Origin of the sequence: Rhizobium alarense (assembly GCF_021555155.1) — a bacterium.
GTDB classification, from domain to species: domain Bacteria; phylum Pseudomonadota; class Alphaproteobacteria; order Rhizobiales; family Rhizobiaceae; genus Rhizobium_D; species Rhizobium_D alarense.
Genome location: NZ_JAKGBU010000002.1, coordinates 90,019 through 107,543, shown reverse-complemented (window position 1 = coordinate 107,543; position 17,525 = coordinate 90,019). Strand labels below are relative to the sequence as shown.

The window sequence follows — 17,525 nt, the reverse complement described above, 5'->3', positions numbered from 1 at the left end:
CTGCGTGATGGCGGTGCCGGTGCGGCCCTTCTTCAGGCCGCCGGTTCTACGTCGGTATGGCGGAAATCGCCACCCTTGAAAAGCAGCGGCGCCAATTTTTCGCCGCGTTCTCCCCGGATCGGGGCCGGCGCCGCCGGCTCGCGTCGGCCCCCGGCAGAATCCGGCATCGCGTCGAGGCCCTGTGTGCGGGCGGAGCAAATGGATATCCCGGCGTCGATGATGTCGTTGACGGAGAAGCGCCCCGCGCATCGCGGCCGCCGCGATCCGGCCGAGCGGCCGTCGCGGCCTCGCCGGAAGATGTCATTGAGCCGCGATTGCTGTTGCCCGCGGCAACCGTCCGGCCCGCTGGCGTGCCGGCGCGGCAATTGCAATCGCTGCCGTCGCGCCCTACATCCTGTCCGACCGCTATGGAGGCCCAGATGTCCGAGACGACGACCCGCCTGAAGGTGCAGAAATCCGACGCGGAATGGCGTGCGCTCCTGACGCCCGAGCAGTACCGCGTCACCCGCCAGCATGGCACCGAGCGTGCCTTTTCGAGCCCTGATTTCGACCCGTCGAAGAAAGGCACCTACCGCTGTGTGTGCTGCAACCGTCCGCTCTACCGCTCGGAGACGAAGTTCAATTCCGGCACGGGCTGGCCGAGCTTCTACGAGCCGATCGCGGCGGAGGCCGTGACGAACCACCGCGATCTTTCCTACGGGATGAACCGGGTCGAGATCCGCTGCGCCGATTGCGACGCCCATCTCGGCCACGTCTTCCCCGACGGCCCGCCGCCGACGGGGCTGCGCTACTGCATGAACGGCGTGGCGCTGACCTTCGACGCGGACGGCGGCGAGACGAAACAGGGCTGAGCGGCCCATAGCGTCGCAGAACGAAACGGCCGGCCCGTGATCGTGGCCGGCCGTTTCGGTGTTTGCGGGCGCCGAACGCCTACGGCAGCGTATAGGCGATGACGTAGTCGCCCGGCCTGGTGCCGACCGAGCCGTGGCCGCCGGCGACCATCACCACATACTGCTTGCCGTCGTCGGTCGTGTAGGTCATCGGCGTCGACTGGCCGCCGGCGGGAAGCCGGGCCTCCCAGAGCTGCTCGCCGGTCGTCACGTCGTAGGCGCGCAGGTAGTTGTCCACCGCGGCGCCGAGGAAGGCGACGCCGCCCTTGGTGACGATCGGACCGCCGATGCCCGGCACGCCGACCTTGAACGGCAAGGGGAGCGGCGTCATGTCGTAGACGGTGCCGTTCTTGTGCTTGTAGGCGATCTCGCCGGTCCTGAGATCGGCACCGGCGACGTAGCCCCACGGCGGCGCCTGGCAGGGAATGCCGAGGGGGCCGAGGAACGGTCCCATGAAGACGCCGTAGGGCGCGCCGTCGTTGCGGTTGAGACCCTGTTCGGAACCCTTCTCGTCCTGCGCCTTCGGCGGGATGTCCTCGCGCGGCACGAGCCGCGAGGTGAAGGCAAGATAGGTCGGCATGCCGAACAGGATCTGCCGTTCCGGATCGACGGCGACGGAGCCCCAGTTGAACGTGCCGAAATTGCCGGGATAGACAAGCGTGCCCTCGAGCGACGGCGGCGTGTAGCGGCCCTCGTATTTCAGCCGGTGGAAGTCGATGCGGCAGGCGAGCTGGTCGAACATCGTGACGCCCCACATGTTCCGTTCCTCGAGCCGATCGGGCAGGAAGGTGAGGCCCGAGACCGGCTGCGTCGGGGCGGTGAAGTCCTCGGCGATCGCGCCGGTCGGCGCCGGCACTTCCTCGACCGAGATGATCGCCTCGCCGGTGCGCCGGTCGAGCACATAGATGTCGCCCTGCTTCGTCGGGCCGACAAGCGCCGGCACGACCGTCCCGTCCTCCTTCGTGATGTCGAGCAGCACCGGCTGGGCGGGCACGTCCATGTCCCAGAGATCGTGGTGCACCGTCTGGCGTACCCAGCGCACCGCGCCGGTCCGCATGTCGAGCGCGACGATCGACGAGGAGTATTTCTCCACCGCCTCGCTGCGGTCCATGCCGAGCTGGTCCGGCACCTTGTTGCCGAGCGGGATATAGACGAGGCCGAGACCCGCGTCATAGCTGAAGACCGACCAGCTGTTCGGCGAGTTCGCCGTGTAGGTCTGGCCGGCCGGCAGCGGGGTGGTGACGTCCGGATTGCCGGAATCCCAGTTCCAGACAAGCGCGCCGGTCTTCACGTCGAAGGCGCGGATGACGCCCGATTGCGACTGCGTCGAATAGTTGTCGTTGACCGCGCCGCCGATGATGATCTTGCCGTCGACGATGACGGGCGGCGAGGTGGAATAGTAGTAGCCGGCCGGATTGTAGGGCATGCCCTGCTCCAGCCGGAGCATCCCGTTGTCGGCAAAGGTGCTGCAGACCGCGCCGTTTTCCGCGTCGAGCGCGATCAGCCGCGCGTCGGAGGTCGGCAGATAGACGCGGGTGCGGCATGCGCTGCCCTCGGCGGCGGCCTCGTCGACATACCAGGTCACGCCGCGGCAGGTCTGGTGCTGCCGGTCGGGGTTCAGGCCGGAGCCGGAATCGTATTTCCACTTCTCCTCGCCGGTCGTCGCGTCGATGGCGATCGCCCAGTTGTGCGGCGTGCAGACATAGAGCGTGTTGCCGATCTTCAGCGGCGTCACCTGGTAGGTCGTCTCGCCGACGTCGTCGGGCAGCTTGACGTCGCCCGTCCGGTACTGCCAGGCGACCTTCAGCGTCGAGACGTTGCCGGTGTTGATCTGGTCGAGCGGCGAGTAGCGCTGGCCGAAGGGCGTGCGGCCGTACTGGTGCCATTCGCCGTCCGGCACGCTGCCGCCGAAGGCGGGGCTCGCATGCACGATCTCCTCGGGCAGCGATCCCGACAGGTCGTGCGGATCCCGGGTCATGGAGAAGAGCGCGATGCCGACCGCCGCGAGCACGGCGACGGTCAGCGGCAGCGCGCTGGCGCGGTAGACATGGCCGCTCGGGCTGGCGAAGCCGAGCCGGCCGGTGATCCACGGCGTCATCAGCCAGAGGCCGAGCAGCACGATCACCCCGCCGCGCGGCCCGAGCTGCCACCAGTCGAAGCCGACCTCCCAGACCGCCCAGAGCAGCGAGCCGATCACCACCGCCGCATAGAGCCAGAGCGCCGCGGCGCTGCGCCGGCGGAGCAGGAAGGCCGTCGCCAGGAAGGCGATGCCGGCGACGAGATAATAGGCGCTGCCGCCGAGCGACAGCAGCCAGCCGCCGCCGCCCGCGAGAAAAAGGCCGATGAGAGCGAACAGGGCGGCGGTGGCGGTCAGAAGCATGGTCTCGATCTCCATGGCGGCGCCGCACGACCGGCGGCGGTGATCTCGATGGCGGGCGAAGCGGGCCCGGAGGGGCATTTTGCGGATGGTCCCCGCGCGCGGGGACCGGTCTCGGGAGGACGGCGGCCGACGAGCCGCCACGGGAGAAGATTAGCGCAGGCCCGCCGGCAATCAATGGTCGAAAGCGAAGGATCGGTGCCTCGCGGTTGCGTCGCCGGCCGCGCCGGGATCGGACTTGCCATGCACGCGCTGATAGAGGAAGATCGCCGACACGCCATTGCGCCCCCACGCAACCGCGCCATGCGAAACGATCCGCCGGCCATGAGGAGGACAGGGGAATGGCAGACAGCGGCACAGACGCCACCGAAGCGAATGAGAAGATCACCCCGAAGCAGGCGGTGATCGTCATCCACGGCATGGGCGAGCAGGTTCCGATGACGACGCTCAGGAGCTTCGTCGATGCCGTCTGGACGACGGATCGCAGCCTGATCAACGCCAATCGCAAGGACAGCAACACGGGCGAAGCGCGGACGGGCAACCCGATCTGGAGCCGGCCGGACGACCGAAACCGCTCCTACGAGCTGCGCCGCATCACGACGGAAACGGCCGACGACGGACGCAAGACGGACTTCTACGAATTCTACTGGGCGCATCTCATGGAGGGCACGACCTCCGAGCATCTGGCGGCCTGGATCGGCGACCTGCTGCTCCGGCGCCCCCGCCGCGTGCCGGCCGACGTGATGCCGGTGTGGATCGTGATGTGGCTCGTGGCCATCGCCGTGGCGGTTGCGGCGGTGGCCGGCACCTATTCCGCCTTCTCTCGGGAACAGGCGCCCTGGCTCGCCGGCTTCAGCGCCGCCGTCGGGGTCGCGCTGGCGGCCGGCTACCTGATCACGCAGCTCGTGCGCCGGAAGGCGAGCCAGTTCATGCTCGGCTATTTCGGCGACGTCGCGCGCTATGTGAAGGCGACGCCGCCCAATGTGGCGCGGCGGCAGGAGATCCGGGAAAAGGGCGTCGAGCTGCTGGAGACGATCCTGCTCGGCGCGCCGATGGCCGACGGCAGGCTTCCGCCGTCCGGCGAGCGGCGCTACGAACGCGTCGTCGTCGTCGCCCATTCGCTCGGCACGATCGTCGCCTACGACATCCTCAAACATACCTTCGCCCGGATGAACGACGCCTTCACCGCCGCCGACGGCCAGCCCTGCCGCGCCGAACTGGAGGCCTATCTGCGCGACACGACGGCGGCCGACTTCCGGATCGACCGCTTCCAGGCGCTGCAGCGCGCCTGTCTCGACGAGCTGAAGGGCGAGGGCCACCCCTGGGTCGTCACGGACTTCGTGACGCTCGGCTCGCCGCTGACCCACGCCGAATTCCTGCTCGCCTTCGACGAGGCCGATCTGCTGGCACAGCAGCAGGAGCGCATCCTGCCCACCTGCCCGCCGACGCTCGAATGGAACGGCACGACGAAGCTTCGCCATTTCACCTATCCGCGCCTGCGGAGCGAGGCGGAGGAGAAGGCCGAAAAGGCGCTGCCCGCCGACGAGCGCCGCGCCGCCGCGAATGCCGGAAGGCGCAATCCCCACCATGCCGCGCATTTCGCCTATACGCGCTGGACCAACCTGCATTCGAAGAGCTGGATGATCGCCTGGGGCGACATGATTTCCGGGCCGGTCGGCAGCCATTTCGCCCTCGTGAAGGGGGCGGAGCGGCTGATGGGCGCCAAGGACGTGGCGGTGCTGCCGCAGCGTGACCAGAACGGCGCGCCGATGGGCAACATCCCCTTCTTCACCCACACCAAATACTGGGACATGACGGTGCGGACCGGGCCGGCCGACAAGGGCGAGGTGCCGCACCATATCCTGGAACTGCGCAACGCCCTGCAGCTCAGCGGCGGCTGATTGTCCAGACGCCGCTTGCGCAGACGCCGCCGGCCGGTCGTCAGGTGCCGCAGAAGGTCTGCAGCACCTCTTCGCCGGGGCGCGGCGGCTCCGCATAGCGTGCGAAATCCGGCCGGTCGTCGTAAGGGCGGGCAAGCACGCGGCTAAGCGCATGGAAGAGCGACAGGTCGCCCTCCTCCACCGCAGCAGCGAGCGCCTCCTCCACCCGGTGGTTGCGCGGAATGAAGGCGGGGTTGACGGCGCGCATCGCGCTGGCGACACCGGCCGGGCCGCGCGCGTCCTGCGCCAGCCGCGTCCGCCAGCGCGCCAGCCAGGGCGAGACGGCGGTGGGATCGGCGAACAGGCGGGCAAAGGCCCCGTCGTCCTGTTCCCCCGCCGCGGCATCGCCGAGGCGCCGGAAGGCGAGCGTGAAATCGGCCTTCTGCTCGTACATCAGGGTCAGCAGCGCGCGGACCAGGTCCTGCTCCTCCTCCGTCCCGATCCGGTCGAGCCCGAGCTTGGCGGCGATCACCCTCTTCCACTCCGCCTGGAAACGCTCCATGAAGCGGTCGACGGCGTCGTTTGCCCGGTCGACCGCCTCGCCCGGCGTCTCGTGGATCAGCGGCAGCAGCGTTTCGGCGAGCCGCGCGATGTTCCACTGGCCGATCGCCGGCTGGTTGCCATAGGCGTAGCGGCCGCCCGCGTCGATCGAGGAGAAGACGGTGCGCGGGTCGTAGCCGTCCATGAAGGCGCAGGGGCCGAAGTCGATCGTCTCACCCGAAACCGCCATGTTGTCGGTGTTCATCACGCCGTGGATGAAGCCGACGCCGAGCCAGCGGGCGATCAGCGCGGCCTGCCGGGCGGCGACCGCGTCGAGAAGCGCCAGGTAGCGGTTCTCCGCCTGCCCGATCTCGGGAAAATGCCGGCCGATGACATAGTCGGCGAGGATGCGCAGGTTGTCCGTATCGCCACGCGCGGCGAAGAACTGGAAGGTGCCGACGCGGATATGGCTCGCGGCGACACGGGTGACGACGGCGCCCGGCAGCACCCGGTCGCGATAGACCGGCTCGCCCGTCGTGACGGCGGCGAGCGCCCGCGTCGCGGGGATGCCGAGCGCGTGCATCGCCTCGCTGACGATATATTCGCGCAGCACCGGCCCGAGCGCCGCGCGTCCGTCGCCGCGGCGCGAATAGGGCGTCTTGCCCGGCCCTTTCAGCTGGATGTCGCGGCGCCGGCCCTTTCGATCGACCACCTCGCCGAGAAGGATCGCCCGCCCGTCGCCGAGCAGCGGCACGAACTGGCCGAACTGGTGGCCGGCATAGGCCATGGCGAGCGGCTCGGCGCCCGGCAGCAGGCGGCTGCCGGAAAAGACCGCGGCGCCGTCCGCCTCCAGGCGGTCCGCGTCGAGGCCGAGCTCTTCGGCGAGCGGCCGGTTGAAGGCGAGCAATGCCGGCGCCGCGACCGGCGTCGGATCGACGCGGGCGAAGAAGGGCTGCGGCAGCCGGGCGTAGCTGTTGTCGAAGGCTACGGGTGCTGCCTCACGCGTTACAGCCTCGGCCGTCGATGTCGTCGTCACGGATGCCTCTTTTCCGGGCGGTCCCGGCGCCGCCCTCCTTCCCAGATAGTGGCGCGCCGGCCGGAGAGAAGGCAATCACAAAAAAATCCCAATGATCCGGTGACTGTCGCGGCAGAAACCGCTCCAGACGCCGGGGATCGCCGTGACGGGATTCGACTTCAACCACCTGCCGACCGTCCAGGTCGTGCGCCGCATGACGATCATCGCCGCGCTGATCGCGCTCGCGGTCTCGCTGCTGTTCCTCAAGCCGGCCTCGATCGGCGACAGCTACTACCATATCGCGATGGAGCTCTCCGGCGTCCTGCTGATCCTTCTGGCGATCGGCCTGCGCCTCTGGTGCACGCTCTATATCGGCGGCCGGAAGAATGCGGAGCTCGCCACCGTCGGCCCCTACAGCCTCTGCCGCAACCCGCTTTATACCGCTTCGATCATCGGCGCCGCCGGCGTCGGCCTGCAGACCGGCATGGCGACCTACGGGATTGTCTGCGCCACCCTCTGCTGGATGGTCTTCGCGCTGGTCGTGCGGCGCGAGGAGGTGTTCCTGACGTCCCGGTTCGGCCCCGCCTATACGCGCTATCGCCAGGCCACGCCGCGCTTCCTGCCGGCCTTCAGGCTCTATGACGCAGGACCGGACCGGCAGGAGTTCGAGCCGTCGAGCCTCTGGCGCACGCTCAGGGACGGCCTCGTCTTCCTGCTCGCCCTGCCGCTCACCGAAGTGACCGAGGAACTGCACGAGATGGCCCTGCTGCCGGCCGTCGCCACGCTGTTCTGAAACCCTCGCCGGCCTTGGCCATACCGCCCCCAGGGCCGGGATCAGACGACCACCAGCAGCATGCCCATCGTCTGGCCGACGCTCGCGAGGCGGCGCAGGCCCTCCGGCAGGCGCTCGAACAGGCGTTTCAACGCCGGGCGCAGCCGCGGTATCCAGAACCGCGCATAAAGCCGCCCCTTCCAGGTGAGCGGCAGGGCAAAGGTTTCCAGCCGCACCGTGCGGTCGCTCCAGCTTTCCTTGTAGTCGGCGGGATTGCCAAGCAGGTCGTAGCGCTCGACGCCCCGGTCGATCAGCCAGCAGACCGTCATGTCCATCTGCGTCTTGCCGGGCGAGACCTGGCGCAGATCCCAGTCGAAGGCGCCGATATAGGCGTAGTAGTGGCCCTTCTGCAGAAAGCCGATCTCGGCCGCGACCAGCCGGCCGCCCGCCGTCAGCGCGAAGAGGCAGGCGCCCTCCATGCGGCGGGCGTCCCCCTCCAGCGAGGCGAGGAAGCCCTCGAAATCCCGATAGGCGAAACCCAGGCTGACGCGGCCCGTCTCCTTCAGCCAGCGCCGCTTCATCGCGACGCAGCGATGCACCAGCGGCACGAAATCCTCGTCGCCCGGCCAGACGACGGAGAAGGCGAGTTCACCCTCGCGCGCGAGCTGGTTGCGGCGGCGGTTGCGGTTGCGGCGCTGCGTCTTGGAAAGCGAGGCCGCATAGGCCGCCGCCGTTTCGAAGACCGTGAGGTCGAGGATCGAGGATTCGTTTTTCGCCCCGCCGAGCCGCTCGGCCCCGGCAAGCAGGGTTGCAAGCGGTGAACCCTCCGGCACGGCGCTGAAGATCGCCACGTCGACCGTTCCGGCGAAGCGCTCCAGGAGCGGGCGGAGCAGCGCCTCGCCGGCGCGGTCGCAGAAGGCGGGTTCGACGAGCATCGTCATATACTGGCCATGGGGGGTGCCGAGGCTTTCCAACCGGACGAGGCCGCCGGCGCCGGAGCGCCGCACGAGCGGCAGCACGGCCACCAGCCGGCCGCTCGCCCAGAAGGTCTCGATCGACGGAACGATACCGCTTCCGGGCGGCGCGAAGGCGGCAAGCCAGGCACGGCACCAGCCGAAGGACTGGAAATAGCCGAGCGTGCCCGCCGACCGCACCTCGAGCGCCCGCCAGTCGGCGGCGATCGCGTCGACGCCGGCGAGATCGCCGATCACCCGCCGCCCGAGCCCGGCGCCATCCGCCGCCCTCACCCGCTGAATGTTCATGCCGCCCGCGGACCCACCCGGTTTCACAAGCCACCGACGGTAGCAGCGCCGGCTGAACAAAACCTTTCCCGCCGGCGGCAACCTGCACGGCGCAGGGCGTGGTTACAGGCGCCGCTCCAGCGCCGCCGCAAGGTCCGCAAGCTTCGCCACGGTATTGAGGTTGCGGGATGTGGCGCGCTTCAGCGCCGGGAGCCTGAATTTCGAGCGGCCGGAGCTGTTCGGATAGTGGACCCAGATCTCCCGGGTCCCGACATGCACCGCCTCGCCGTCCGGCGCGACGAGGCCGGCCAGCGGTTCGGCCGGCATCTCCCCCGGCAGGAAGTTGACCATCAGGACGTTCGGCTTCGCCTGCGGAAAGGGATTGCCGGCAACGAGCGCGGCAAGCTCGGCGGCGCTGCGGATCATGACGCCCGGCGCCTTGCCGAGCCGCCGGGCGAGCGCTTCGTCGAGCACCGCCTCCGCCTCCCCGGCCGACAGGTCCGAGCGGAAGAGCACGTTGCCGCTCTGGATGTAGGTCTCGACGCCGGCAAAGCCGAGCCCCTCGCAGATCGCCCGCAGCTCCGCCATCGGCAGCTTGCCGGTGCCGCCGACATTGACGGCGCGCAGAAGGGCAACGTGGACGGGCATGGGCGGCCTCCTGCCGACGTCAGGTCACATCTTCCCCGCCACCTTGATGGCGAAGGCGTATTCGAAGGCGATTTCCTCGAGGCGCTGGAAGCGGCCGGAGGCGCCGCCGTGGCCGGCGCCCATATTGGTCCTCAGCAGCACCGGCGCGCCGCTCGTCGAGTGGTCCCGCAGCTTCGCCACCCATTTCGTCGGCTCCCAGTAGGTGACGCGGGGGTCGGTCAGGCCGGACAGCGCCAGGATCGGCGGATAGGGTTTGGCGCCGACATTGTCATAGGGGCTGTAGGAGGCCATCAGCCGGTAGAAATCCGCGCTGTCGATCGGGTTGCCCCATTCCGGCCATTCCGGCGGGGTGAGCGGCAGCGTGTCGTCGAGCATGGTGTTCAAGACGTCGACGAAGGGCACGGCGGCGATGATGCCGCCGAATTTCTCCGGCGCCATGTTGGCGACGGCGCCCATCAGCATGCCCCCGGCCGAGCCGCCTTCGGCGACGATGCGGTCGTAGGCGGTGAATTTCTCCTTCGCGAGGTGGTCGGCGGCGGCGATGAAGTCGCTGAACGTATTCTTCTTCTTCTCCATCTTGCCGTTCTCGTACCAGGCAAAACCCTTGTCCTTGCCGCCGCGGATATGGGCAATGGCATAGACGAAGCCGCGGTCGACGAGCGACAGGCAGTTGGTGTTGAACGAGGCGGGGATGGAGATGCCGTAGGCGCCGTAGCCGTAGAGCAGGCAGGGGGCCGAGCCGTCGAGGGCCGTGTCCTTGCGGTAGAGCAGCGTCACCGGCACGCGCTCGCCGTCATGCGCCGGCGCGAAGACGCGGCGGGTGACGTAGTCGTCCGGATCGTGTCCGGACGGCACCTCCTGCGTCTTCAGAAGCGTGCGCCGGCGCGTCGCCATGTCGTAGTCGTAAAGCTGCGACGGCGTCGTCATCGAGGAATAGGAGAAGCGGATGACGTCGGTGTCGTATTCCGCCGCCCCCGAAAGCCCGAGCGAATAGGCCTCCTCGGCGAAGGCGATCTCGTGTTCCTCGCCGCTCCTGCGGTCGCGCACGACGATGCGCGGCAGGCCCTCGTGGCGCTCCAGCCAGACGAGGTGGCGGGCAAAGGCCATGTGGTTGAGGATCAGCGTGCCCGGCCGGTGCGGCACCACCTCTTTCCAGTTGCCGCGCTCCGGCGCCGTCACCGGCGCCTCCATGATCTTGAAGTCCCGGGCGCCGTCGGCATTGGTCAGGATGTAGAAGACGTCGCCGCCCTCGGTCATCGAGTATTCAAGGCCTGTCCGGCGCGGCGCCACGACGACCGGCTCCGCGAAAAGGTCCTTCGTCGAGAGCAGGCGGTATTCGCTCGTCTCGTGGTCGTGGATGTCGATATAGACGTAGTCGTCGAGCAGCGAGCCGCCGACCGACACGAAGAAGCCCGGATCGGTCTCCTCGTAGACGAGCCGGTCCTTGTCCTGCGGCTCGCCGAGGATGTGGTGGAAGATCTTCGACGGGCGGTGGTTCTCGTCCTGCAGCGTGTAGAAGAAGCTCCCGCCGTCCGGCGCCCAGACGCCGCCGCCGCCGGTGTTCTCGATCACGTCGCGGCGATCCTCCAGCGTCTCGAGATCGCGCACGCGCAGCGTGAAATATTCCGAACCCTTGTCGTCATAGCCCCAGATTCCGAGCGTGTGATCGCTCGCATGGTCGAGGCCGGAGAGGCGGAAATAGTCCTTGCCCTCCGCCTCCTTGTCACCATCGAGCAGGATCCTGCGCTCGCCGCCGTCGCGCGGCTCGCGGAAATAGCGCGGCTGCTCGCCGCCGGTGACATAGGAGGAGCCGTAGGCAAAGGGCCCGTCCTTGACCGGCACCGAACTGTCGTCCTCCTTGATGCGGCCGCGCATCTCGGCAAAGAGCGCCTTCTGCAACGCCTCGGTATCGGCCATGGCCGCCTTCATATAGGCGTTCTCGGCCTCCAGGTGGGCGCGGATTTCCGGATCGAGGATCGAGGTATCCTTGAACATCTGCTGCCAGTTGTCGGCGCGGAACCAGGCATAGTCATCGGTCCGCGTGATGCCGTGGCGCGTCTCCGAGACGGGTTTGCGGGCGGCAATCGGGGCGGCGGGGAGGTTGTCAAAGGGGGGCAAGGCAGGCTCCGGCAAATCGCATCTGGAGCACGACAGATAGAGACCCCCGCCCCGCGCATCAAGCGCCAAGACGGGCGGCGCTGCAACCGGAGACCGTTTTGAACCTGCGTGACGGCTGTCTGCAAATGGCGTTTTCTGCGCTCCGATGCTCTCGTCCTTGGTGCAGGCTCCGCTTCGGCGCTCGAAAAAGCCGTTTTCGACCCGCCCTGACGCAGGTCAAGACGATCCCTCAGCCCGCCGAAAGGTCGCCGATGCTGCGATAGAGCACATAGGCGGCGGCGGTGAGGACGAGGGCGGCGAAGAGGCGCGAGAGCAGGTCGCGACGGCCGCCGAGCCGGGTGGCGAGCGCCGTGCCGGCGAGACCGCCGGCAAGCCCGCCGCCGATGAACTCGGCGGCAAGCGCCCAGTCGACGAGCCCGGATGCGGCGTAGTTCAGCGCGGTCGCGAGGCCGAAGGCGCCGACGGCGAGCAGCGACGTGCCGACGGCATTGATCATCGGCATGCCGGTGGCGAACACGAGACCCGGCACGATGAGGAAGCCGCCGCCGATGCCGAAAAAGCCGGAGGCAGCGCCGGCGGCGAGCGCGACGAGCGCCGTCAGGGCGCACATGCGGCGGTCGACGGGGCGCGGCGCGGCGGCGCCCGCCGGGCGCCGCCGGAGCAGCAGAAGGCCGACGGCGAGCATGAGGAGGCCGAAGAGCACGAGCAGGTGCCGTCCGTCGACGGCCTTGCCGAGACTCGATCCGCCATAGGCGCCGAGCGTGCCCAGCGCGGCAAAGACGAGCGCGCAGCGCCACCAGACGTGGCCGCGCAGCGCATGGCCGGCGAAATTCGCGAAGGCGTTGACGGAAACGGCGAGCGCGCCGGTGCCGATCGCCACATGCGGCGGCACGACGCCGACGGCATAGACGAGAAGTGGTGTCGCGAGGATCGAGCCGCCGCCGCCGACGAGGCCGAGCAGGAAACCGACCAGACCGCCGGAACCGACCGCCGCGAACGCCTGCATCGTCATGCCGTCCCCCGCGCCGCAAGGCGGTCGTGCAGCACCATGCCGGCGGCCATGGCGGCGACGAAGAGAACGGGCTCGACGACGCCGAGGGTCACAGCCGACACGGCCGGCCCGGGGCAGAAGCCGGCGAGACCCCAGCCGAAGCCGAACACGACCGAGCCAAGGATCAGCCTCCGATCGATCCGGCGGTTTTCCGGCAGGTGGAAGGACGTATCGAATGCCGGCCGCCGCATGCGGCGGATGGTGCGCAGCGCGACGAAGAGCGTGGCGACCGCGCCGGCAAGCACGAAGGCGAGGCTCGGATCCCAGCGTCCCGCGACATTGAGGAAGCCCTGGACGCGGGCCGGGTCGAGCATGCCGGAAAGCGCAAGCCCGAGGCCGAAGACGGTGCCGGACGCAAGGGCGGCGAGTGTCTGCGCTGAAAGACGGTTCACAGGCCGAGGCTCCTCAGCAATGCGACGGCGACGATGCCGGCCGCCAGAAAGCTCGCAACGGCGGCGAAGGACCGCGGCGAGAGATGCGCGAGACCGACGACACCGTGGCCGCTGGTGCAGCCCGAGCCCATGCGCGTGCCGAATCCGACCAGCAGGCCGGCAACGACGACGACCGGCAGCGGTTGCGTCATCGTCGCCGCCGGCCAGCCGCCGGACAGGGCACGATAGAGGACCGGGCCGAGCAGCAGGCCGGCCACGAAGGCGGCGTTGACCGCCACGCCGGTCCCCTGCAGCAGCCGGCCGACGATGCCGCTGATGCCGGCGGTGCGGCCGTTGAGCGCGAGCAGCATGGCGGCCGAAAGGCCGATCAGCACGCCGCCGAGAAGTGGCGGGAGATAGGCGGTCATCGGCTTTCCTCCCCGGCGCAGAATATCCCGTAGAGCGCGCCGACGAGCTGCGCCGCCTTCTCGCCCGTCAGGCGGTAGAATATCTGCTTGCCCTCCCGGCGCGTCTCGACGATGCCGGCCTCGCGCAGCACGTTGAGCTGCTGCGACAGGTTCGGCTGGCGCAGGCCGAGCGCCGCCTCCAGTCCGCCCACCGAGGCCTCGCCCTCGACCAGCGTGCAGACCAGCATCAGCCGGGAAGGATGGGCGAGCGTCTTCAGCAGGCCGGCGACCTCTGCCGCCTTCGTTTCCATGGCGTCGGGCGCCAGCGTCATCTCGCCCTTCGGGGTGGGGATCGCGATCACCAGGCGGCTCCTTCCAGCGCGTTCAGCGGAATCCTGAGGTAGCGGCGGCCGTTCTCCTCCGGCTCCGGCAGGCGCCCGGCGCGGACGTTCACCTGCAGCGCATGCAGGATGAGTTTCGGCATCGGCAGGGTGCGGTCGCGGGCGTCGCGCAGCCGGACGAATTCGGCCTCCGTCACGCCGGCGAGATGGGGATTGCTCCGCTTCTCCTCGCCGACCGTGCTTTCCCAGCGCGGCTCGCGGCCGCCCGGCTGGTAGTCGTGGCCGGTGAAGATGCGGGTCTCGTCCGGAAGCGCGAGGATCGCCGCCATGGAGCGCCAGAGCCGCGCCGCGTCGCCGCCGGGAAAATCGGCGCGCGCCGTGCCGCTGTCCGGCATGAACATCGTGTCGTGCACGAAAGCCGCGTCGCCGATCACATAGGTCACCGAGGCCAGCGTATGGCCCGGCGAGAACAGCACCCGGGCGGGCACGGAACCGACGAAGAATGTGTCGCCGTCGGCGAACAGGCGGTCCCATTGCGAGCCGTCGTCCTTGAGGGCCGGCCAGTTGTAGATCCCCTTCCAGAGCCGCTGTACGTCGACGACGCGGGCGCCGATCGCCGTCGGCGCACCGGTCTTCTCCTTGAGATACTGCGCCGCCGAGAAGTGGTCCGCATGGGGATGCGTGTCGAGAATCCATTCGACCTCGAGCCCCTCCTGCGCCACATGGGCAAGGATCGCGTCGGCGCTTTGCGTGGACGTCGCGCCGGACTTCTCGTCGTAGTCGAGGACGGGGTCGACGATGGCACACCGGCCTGTCGCCGGGTCGCTCACGACATACTGGATGCTCCAGGTCCGCGGGTCGAAGAAACCCTTGACCTGCGGCACGCGCGCCGCCTCGCGCCCGAGCCAGGCGGCGGCGGCCGAAAGATCGAAACCCTGGCGCTCGCCGAAGGCCGGCACGTCCGTGCGACGCATGCGGCCGTCGAGCACCTCGCCAATGACATGGAGCGCGGCGGCGCGCTTTCCGCTTCTGCAATGGGCGAGAACCCTGCCCTGCGCCGCCGCGACGGCGCGCTGGAAGGCGCGGACATCCGACTCCCGGATCGCCTCCTCCGTCACCGGAATGAAGACATAGCCGAGGCCGGCATCCTCCACGGCGCGTCGCGCGGCGCCGCTGTCGGGCTGTCCCGGCTCCTCGTTGTCCGGACGAAGATTCAGGACGGTCGAATAGCCCGCCGCCTTCAGGGCGGCGATGTCTTCCAGGCCGGGCTGGCTCGCCAGCGTCAGCCGGTCGTCGACGGGGACCATGTTCATGGGAAGCTCCTGCATTCATCAATATACAATTTCATATAATGTATATTGATGAATTACGCAAGAGAACCGCTGCGGCATTCCGGCTCAGCCGGGCAGTGAGGGCCTGCTCTTCTTCTTCACCGGGCGCAGTTCGTCGGCGATCGTCATGCCGATGATGGAGAGCGGCAGCGCCAGCATGGCGCCGGCAGGCCCCCACAGCCAGGTCCAGAAGATGATGGCCGTGAAGATGATGAAGGCGTTAAGCTGCAGCCGGCGCCCCATCACGGACGGGAAGACGAAATTCTCGACGACGAGATTGGCCGCGAGGAAGGCAATGGCGGGCGACAGGCCGGCGATCGTCGTGTCGTGTGTCAGCAGTCCGGTCACCGCCATCGCCGCCGAGACCACCGCGACGCCGAGGAACGGCACGAAACTCGCGACGAAGGCGAACAGTCCCCACAAGGCGGGCATCGCGAACCCGCCCGCATAGGCGATCACCGCGGTAACGAGGCCGAAGACGGCATAGACCACGACGGCGATCGCGAAATAATAGCCAAGCGAACGGTCGATCGCGTTCATCACGCGAATGGCCGCGAGACGCTGCCCGCGCCGGGGGAAGGCCAGGATCAGCATGCGGCGCAGCTTCAGCCGGCCCGCCAGGAAGAGAACGAGGGCGGCGAAGAAAATCAGCGCCTGGAGCAGCGCCGGCGCGACGCCTGCCGAGACCATGGCGACGAGGCTGCTGGTATTTTCAAGCAGGCTCTCGAGCGACATCGCGCCCGTCGAAAAGGTTTCCGCGCGGATGTTCAGCCATTCTATGCGCTCGAGACTCGGCCTAATCCGGTCTATCGTGTCGCGGATGACGTCCGGGGCATTGTTCGCCAGCGCCGTCAGCGGCTCGACGAGCATGCCCGTGATGACGAACACGCCGACACCGAAGGCGGTGGCGAGCAGCAGCGCGGCCGGCAGCGGCGGGATGCCCGCATCGGTCAGCCTCTCGGCCGCGAGCCCCAGGATGAGGCCGGTGACCACGGCGAGCGACAGCGGGATGAGGATCGGCGCCATGAGGTAGACGGCGGCGAGCGCCATCAGGAGGAAGATGCCGATCAGCGCCCAGCCGGCGGCGAGATCGAGCCCGTCCTTGCGCGACGTCCCGGCCGGAGAGGCCGGCCCAAGCATCTCATAGCCGACATCCGCCCGTTCCTTCAGAACGCGTTCCGGATCATGACGCATCTCGCCTGCCTTTGCTGCCCCCCAGGGCTGTCCCCGGGTCGATGGCCATGAACGCACGTGCCGATCCGAAGTTCCATTCCGGCCGGCGGCGGCCCGTCCGCCAAGTGTCATGAACCCGCCTTGCCCTCGAATGGCCGCATTCGGGCGGGAGCAGGAGGGTGTCGGCGGCAGCGTTCGCCGTCTGTGACGAACAGAGGACCGACCCCGAACCCATGAAACCGCTGATCTGTTGCGCTCTTGCGCTGGCATTCCTGCTTCCCGTTCCCGCCGCAGCGATCGATGCGGGCATCCGCGAGCAGTTGGAGCGACTCGCCCCCGACGAGAAGCTGGAACAGCGCTGCGACATCGAGGCGATGAACCGGATCTCGCATGACGACGGCGGATTCCGGCCCGACAAGGTGATTGCCTATGCCTTCGCCGAACCGAAACTCTCCGGCACGACGCTGCGCACCAAGGGGGCCGTCTTCCGCAGCGACGGCGAATGGTACCGGCTTTCCTATCGCTGCGTCGCGGCGAAGAACCGGCTGGATATCCAGGACTTCAGGTTCACGATCGGCAACCGGGTGCCCCGGTCGCAATGGGACGAGCACTATCTCTACGACTGACGCGGCGGCGCCCGGCCTCAGACCCGATCTCAGGCCATCGCCAGCTTCAGGCCGATACCCCACGGGTCGGTCAGCGAGACGACCTCGCCCTGCCGCTCGCCGGCGATGCCGAGCGTGTCGAGCGCGGCCACGGCCCCGTCGAGCTTGGCCCTGTCGGTGAACCGGATCGTATAGTCCGCAAGCCCGGTCATGCGCCCCTCGCGCTTCGGCTGGCCGCGCGAGTTCCAGATATTGGCGCCGATATGGTGGTGGTACCGGCCGGACGCGAAGAAGCTTGCGCCCGGATAGCGCGCCATCAGGTCGAGGCCGAGCACGTCGCCGAAGAACCGGTCGGCCTCCGGCAGGCTGGAGACCTGCAGGTGGATGTGGCCGATCGCCGTGCCCTCGGCCATGCCGTCCCAGGCGCCCTGCGGTGTCTCGTCGTAGAGCGCCTGCAAGTCGAGCCGCATCGTCGCCATCTTCACCGTGCCGTCCTCGACATAGGTCCATTCGTCGCGCCGGCGGTCGCGATAGACCTCGATGCCGTTGCCCTCCGGGTCGTCGAGATAGATCGCCTCGCTCACCAGATGGTCGGAGGCGCCGGTGAGCCGGACGCCGTTCTGCACCGCGTTGGAAAGCCAGCGGCCGAGCTCGGCGCGGCTCGGCACGAGGAAGGCATTGTGGAAGAGGCCGGGGGTGGTGCGCGGCGCCCGCACCGCGTCGCCCGCCGTCGTCAGCGTCAGGAGCGGCCGGCCGGCGACGCCC

The 17,525-nt window shown here is 68.7% G+C and carries 17 protein-coding genes; 4 read left to right on the top strand and 13 right to left on the bottom strand.

Going from position 1 to position 17,525, the window contains the following annotated elements:
* Positions 1-32 precede the first annotated feature (32 nt).
* Positions 33-371, bottom strand: a complete 339-nt coding sequence (locus tag LXM94_RS01285) for a type II toxin-antitoxin system VapC family toxin (protein WP_235769333.1) — start codon at positions 369-371, stop codon at positions 33-35.
* Between the two features lie 48 nt (positions 372-419).
* On the opposite strand from LXM94_RS01285, the gene msrB reads away from it, so the two are divergent.
* On the top strand, positions 420-851 hold the full coding sequence (gene msrB / locus LXM94_RS01280; RefSeq protein ID WP_235769332.1) for a peptide-methionine (R)-S-oxide reductase MsrB: 432 nt from the start codon (positions 420-422) through the stop codon (positions 849-851).
* A 79-nt stretch (positions 852-930) separates the two neighbouring features.
* Here the strand turns inward: msrB and LXM94_RS01275 are convergent, their stop codons facing one another.
* Complete coding sequence (locus tag LXM94_RS01275; RefSeq protein WP_235769331.1) at positions 931-3,270, bottom strand: glucose/quinate/shikimate family membrane-bound PQQ-dependent dehydrogenase; 2,340 nt, start codon at positions 3,268-3,270, stop codon at positions 931-933.
* A gap of 338 nt (positions 3,271-3,608) precedes the next feature.
* Between LXM94_RS01275 and LXM94_RS01270 the strand changes: the two genes are divergently transcribed.
* Positions 3,609-5,168, top strand: a complete 1,560-nt coding sequence (locus tag LXM94_RS01270) for a hypothetical protein (protein ID WP_235769330.1) — start codon at positions 3,609-3,611, stop codon at positions 5,166-5,168.
* A 40-nt stretch (positions 5,169-5,208) separates the two neighbouring features.
* On the opposite strand, the gene LXM94_RS01265 is transcribed toward LXM94_RS01270, so the two are convergent.
* Entirely contained in the window at positions 5,209-6,723 is a 1,515-nt protein-coding gene (locus LXM94_RS01265) for a protein adenylyltransferase SelO (protein ID WP_235769329.1), read from the bottom strand.
* Positions 6,724-6,865: 142 nt separating this feature from the next.
* Between LXM94_RS01265 and LXM94_RS01260 the strand changes: the two genes are divergently transcribed.
* Positions 6,866-7,495, top strand: coding sequence for a methyltransferase family protein (locus LXM94_RS01260; RefSeq protein ID WP_235769328.1), 630 nt, complete (start codon positions 6,866-6,868; stop codon positions 7,493-7,495).
* 41 nt (positions 7,496-7,536) lie between these two features.
* Here LXM94_RS01260 and LXM94_RS01255 read toward each other — a convergent pair whose 3' ends face one another.
* The 9 genes from LXM94_RS01255 to LXM94_RS01215 all read right to left on the bottom strand — a co-directional run bounded on the left by LXM94_RS01255 (position 7,537) and on the right by LXM94_RS01215 (position 16,176).
* Positions 7,537-8,736, bottom strand: coding sequence for a GNAT family N-acetyltransferase (locus LXM94_RS01255; protein WP_235769327.1), 1,200 nt, complete (start codon positions 8,734-8,736; stop codon positions 7,537-7,539).
* 102 nt (positions 8,737-8,838) lie between these two features.
* On the bottom strand, positions 8,839-9,363 hold the full coding sequence (locus LXM94_RS01250; protein WP_235769326.1) for a DUF1697 domain-containing protein: 525 nt from the start codon (positions 9,361-9,363) through the stop codon (positions 8,839-8,841).
* A gap of 24 nt (positions 9,364-9,387) precedes the next feature.
* On the bottom strand, positions 9,388-11,481 hold the full coding sequence (locus tag LXM94_RS01245; protein WP_235769325.1) for a S9 family peptidase: 2,094 nt from the start codon (positions 11,479-11,481) through the stop codon (positions 9,388-9,390).
* 229 nt (positions 11,482-11,710) lie between these two features.
* Positions 11,711-12,493 (bottom strand): sulfite exporter TauE/SafE family protein, encoded by a 783-nt coding sequence (locus tag LXM94_RS01240; RefSeq protein WP_235769324.1) that lies wholly within the window; start codon positions 12,491-12,493, stop codon positions 11,711-11,713.
* The gene (locus tag LXM94_RS01235) at positions 12,490-12,924 is read right to left on the bottom strand and encodes a YeeE/YedE family protein (RefSeq protein ID WP_235769323.1); all 435 of its coding nucleotides are present in this window, start codon (positions 12,922-12,924) and stop codon (positions 12,490-12,492) included. The genes LXM94_RS01240 and LXM94_RS01235 overlap by 4 nt, the downstream gene beginning before the upstream one ends.
* Positions 12,921-13,331: a YeeE/YedE family protein gene (locus tag LXM94_RS01230; RefSeq protein WP_235769322.1), complete on the bottom strand. Its 411-nt coding sequence runs from the start codon at positions 13,329-13,331 to the stop codon at positions 12,921-12,923. The genes LXM94_RS01235 and LXM94_RS01230 overlap by 4 nt, the downstream gene beginning before the upstream one ends.
* The gene (gene bigR / locus LXM94_RS01225) at positions 13,328-13,642 is read right to left on the bottom strand and encodes a sulfite-sensing transcriptional repressor BigR (RefSeq protein ID WP_235769359.1); all 315 of its coding nucleotides are present in this window, start codon (positions 13,640-13,642) and stop codon (positions 13,328-13,330) included. The genes LXM94_RS01230 and bigR overlap by 4 nt, the downstream gene beginning before the upstream one ends.
* A 26-nt stretch (positions 13,643-13,668) precedes the next feature.
* Positions 13,669-14,964 carry a bifunctional sulfur transferase/dioxygenase Blh gene (gene blh / locus LXM94_RS01220; protein ID WP_235769321.1) on the bottom strand — a complete coding sequence of 432 codons (1,296 nt, stop codon included), beginning with the start codon at positions 14,962-14,964 and terminating at the stop codon, positions 13,669-13,671.
* 84 nt (positions 14,965-15,048) lie between these two features.
* Positions 15,049-16,176: an AI-2E family transporter gene (locus tag LXM94_RS01215; protein WP_235769320.1), complete on the bottom strand. Its 1,128-nt coding sequence runs from the start codon at positions 16,174-16,176 to the stop codon at positions 15,049-15,051.
* Between the two features lie 212 nt (positions 16,177-16,388).
* Between LXM94_RS01215 and LXM94_RS01210 the strand changes: the two genes are divergently transcribed.
* Positions 16,389-16,781, top strand: a complete 393-nt coding sequence (locus LXM94_RS01210) for a DUF930 domain-containing protein (RefSeq protein ID WP_235769319.1) — start codon at positions 16,389-16,391, stop codon at positions 16,779-16,781.
* Positions 16,782-16,810: 29 nt separating this feature from the next.
* Here LXM94_RS01210 and LXM94_RS01205 read toward each other — a convergent pair.
* On the bottom strand, positions 16,811-17,525 hold a 715-nt coding region (locus LXM94_RS01205; protein ID WP_235769318.1), incomplete at its 5' end, for a VOC family protein.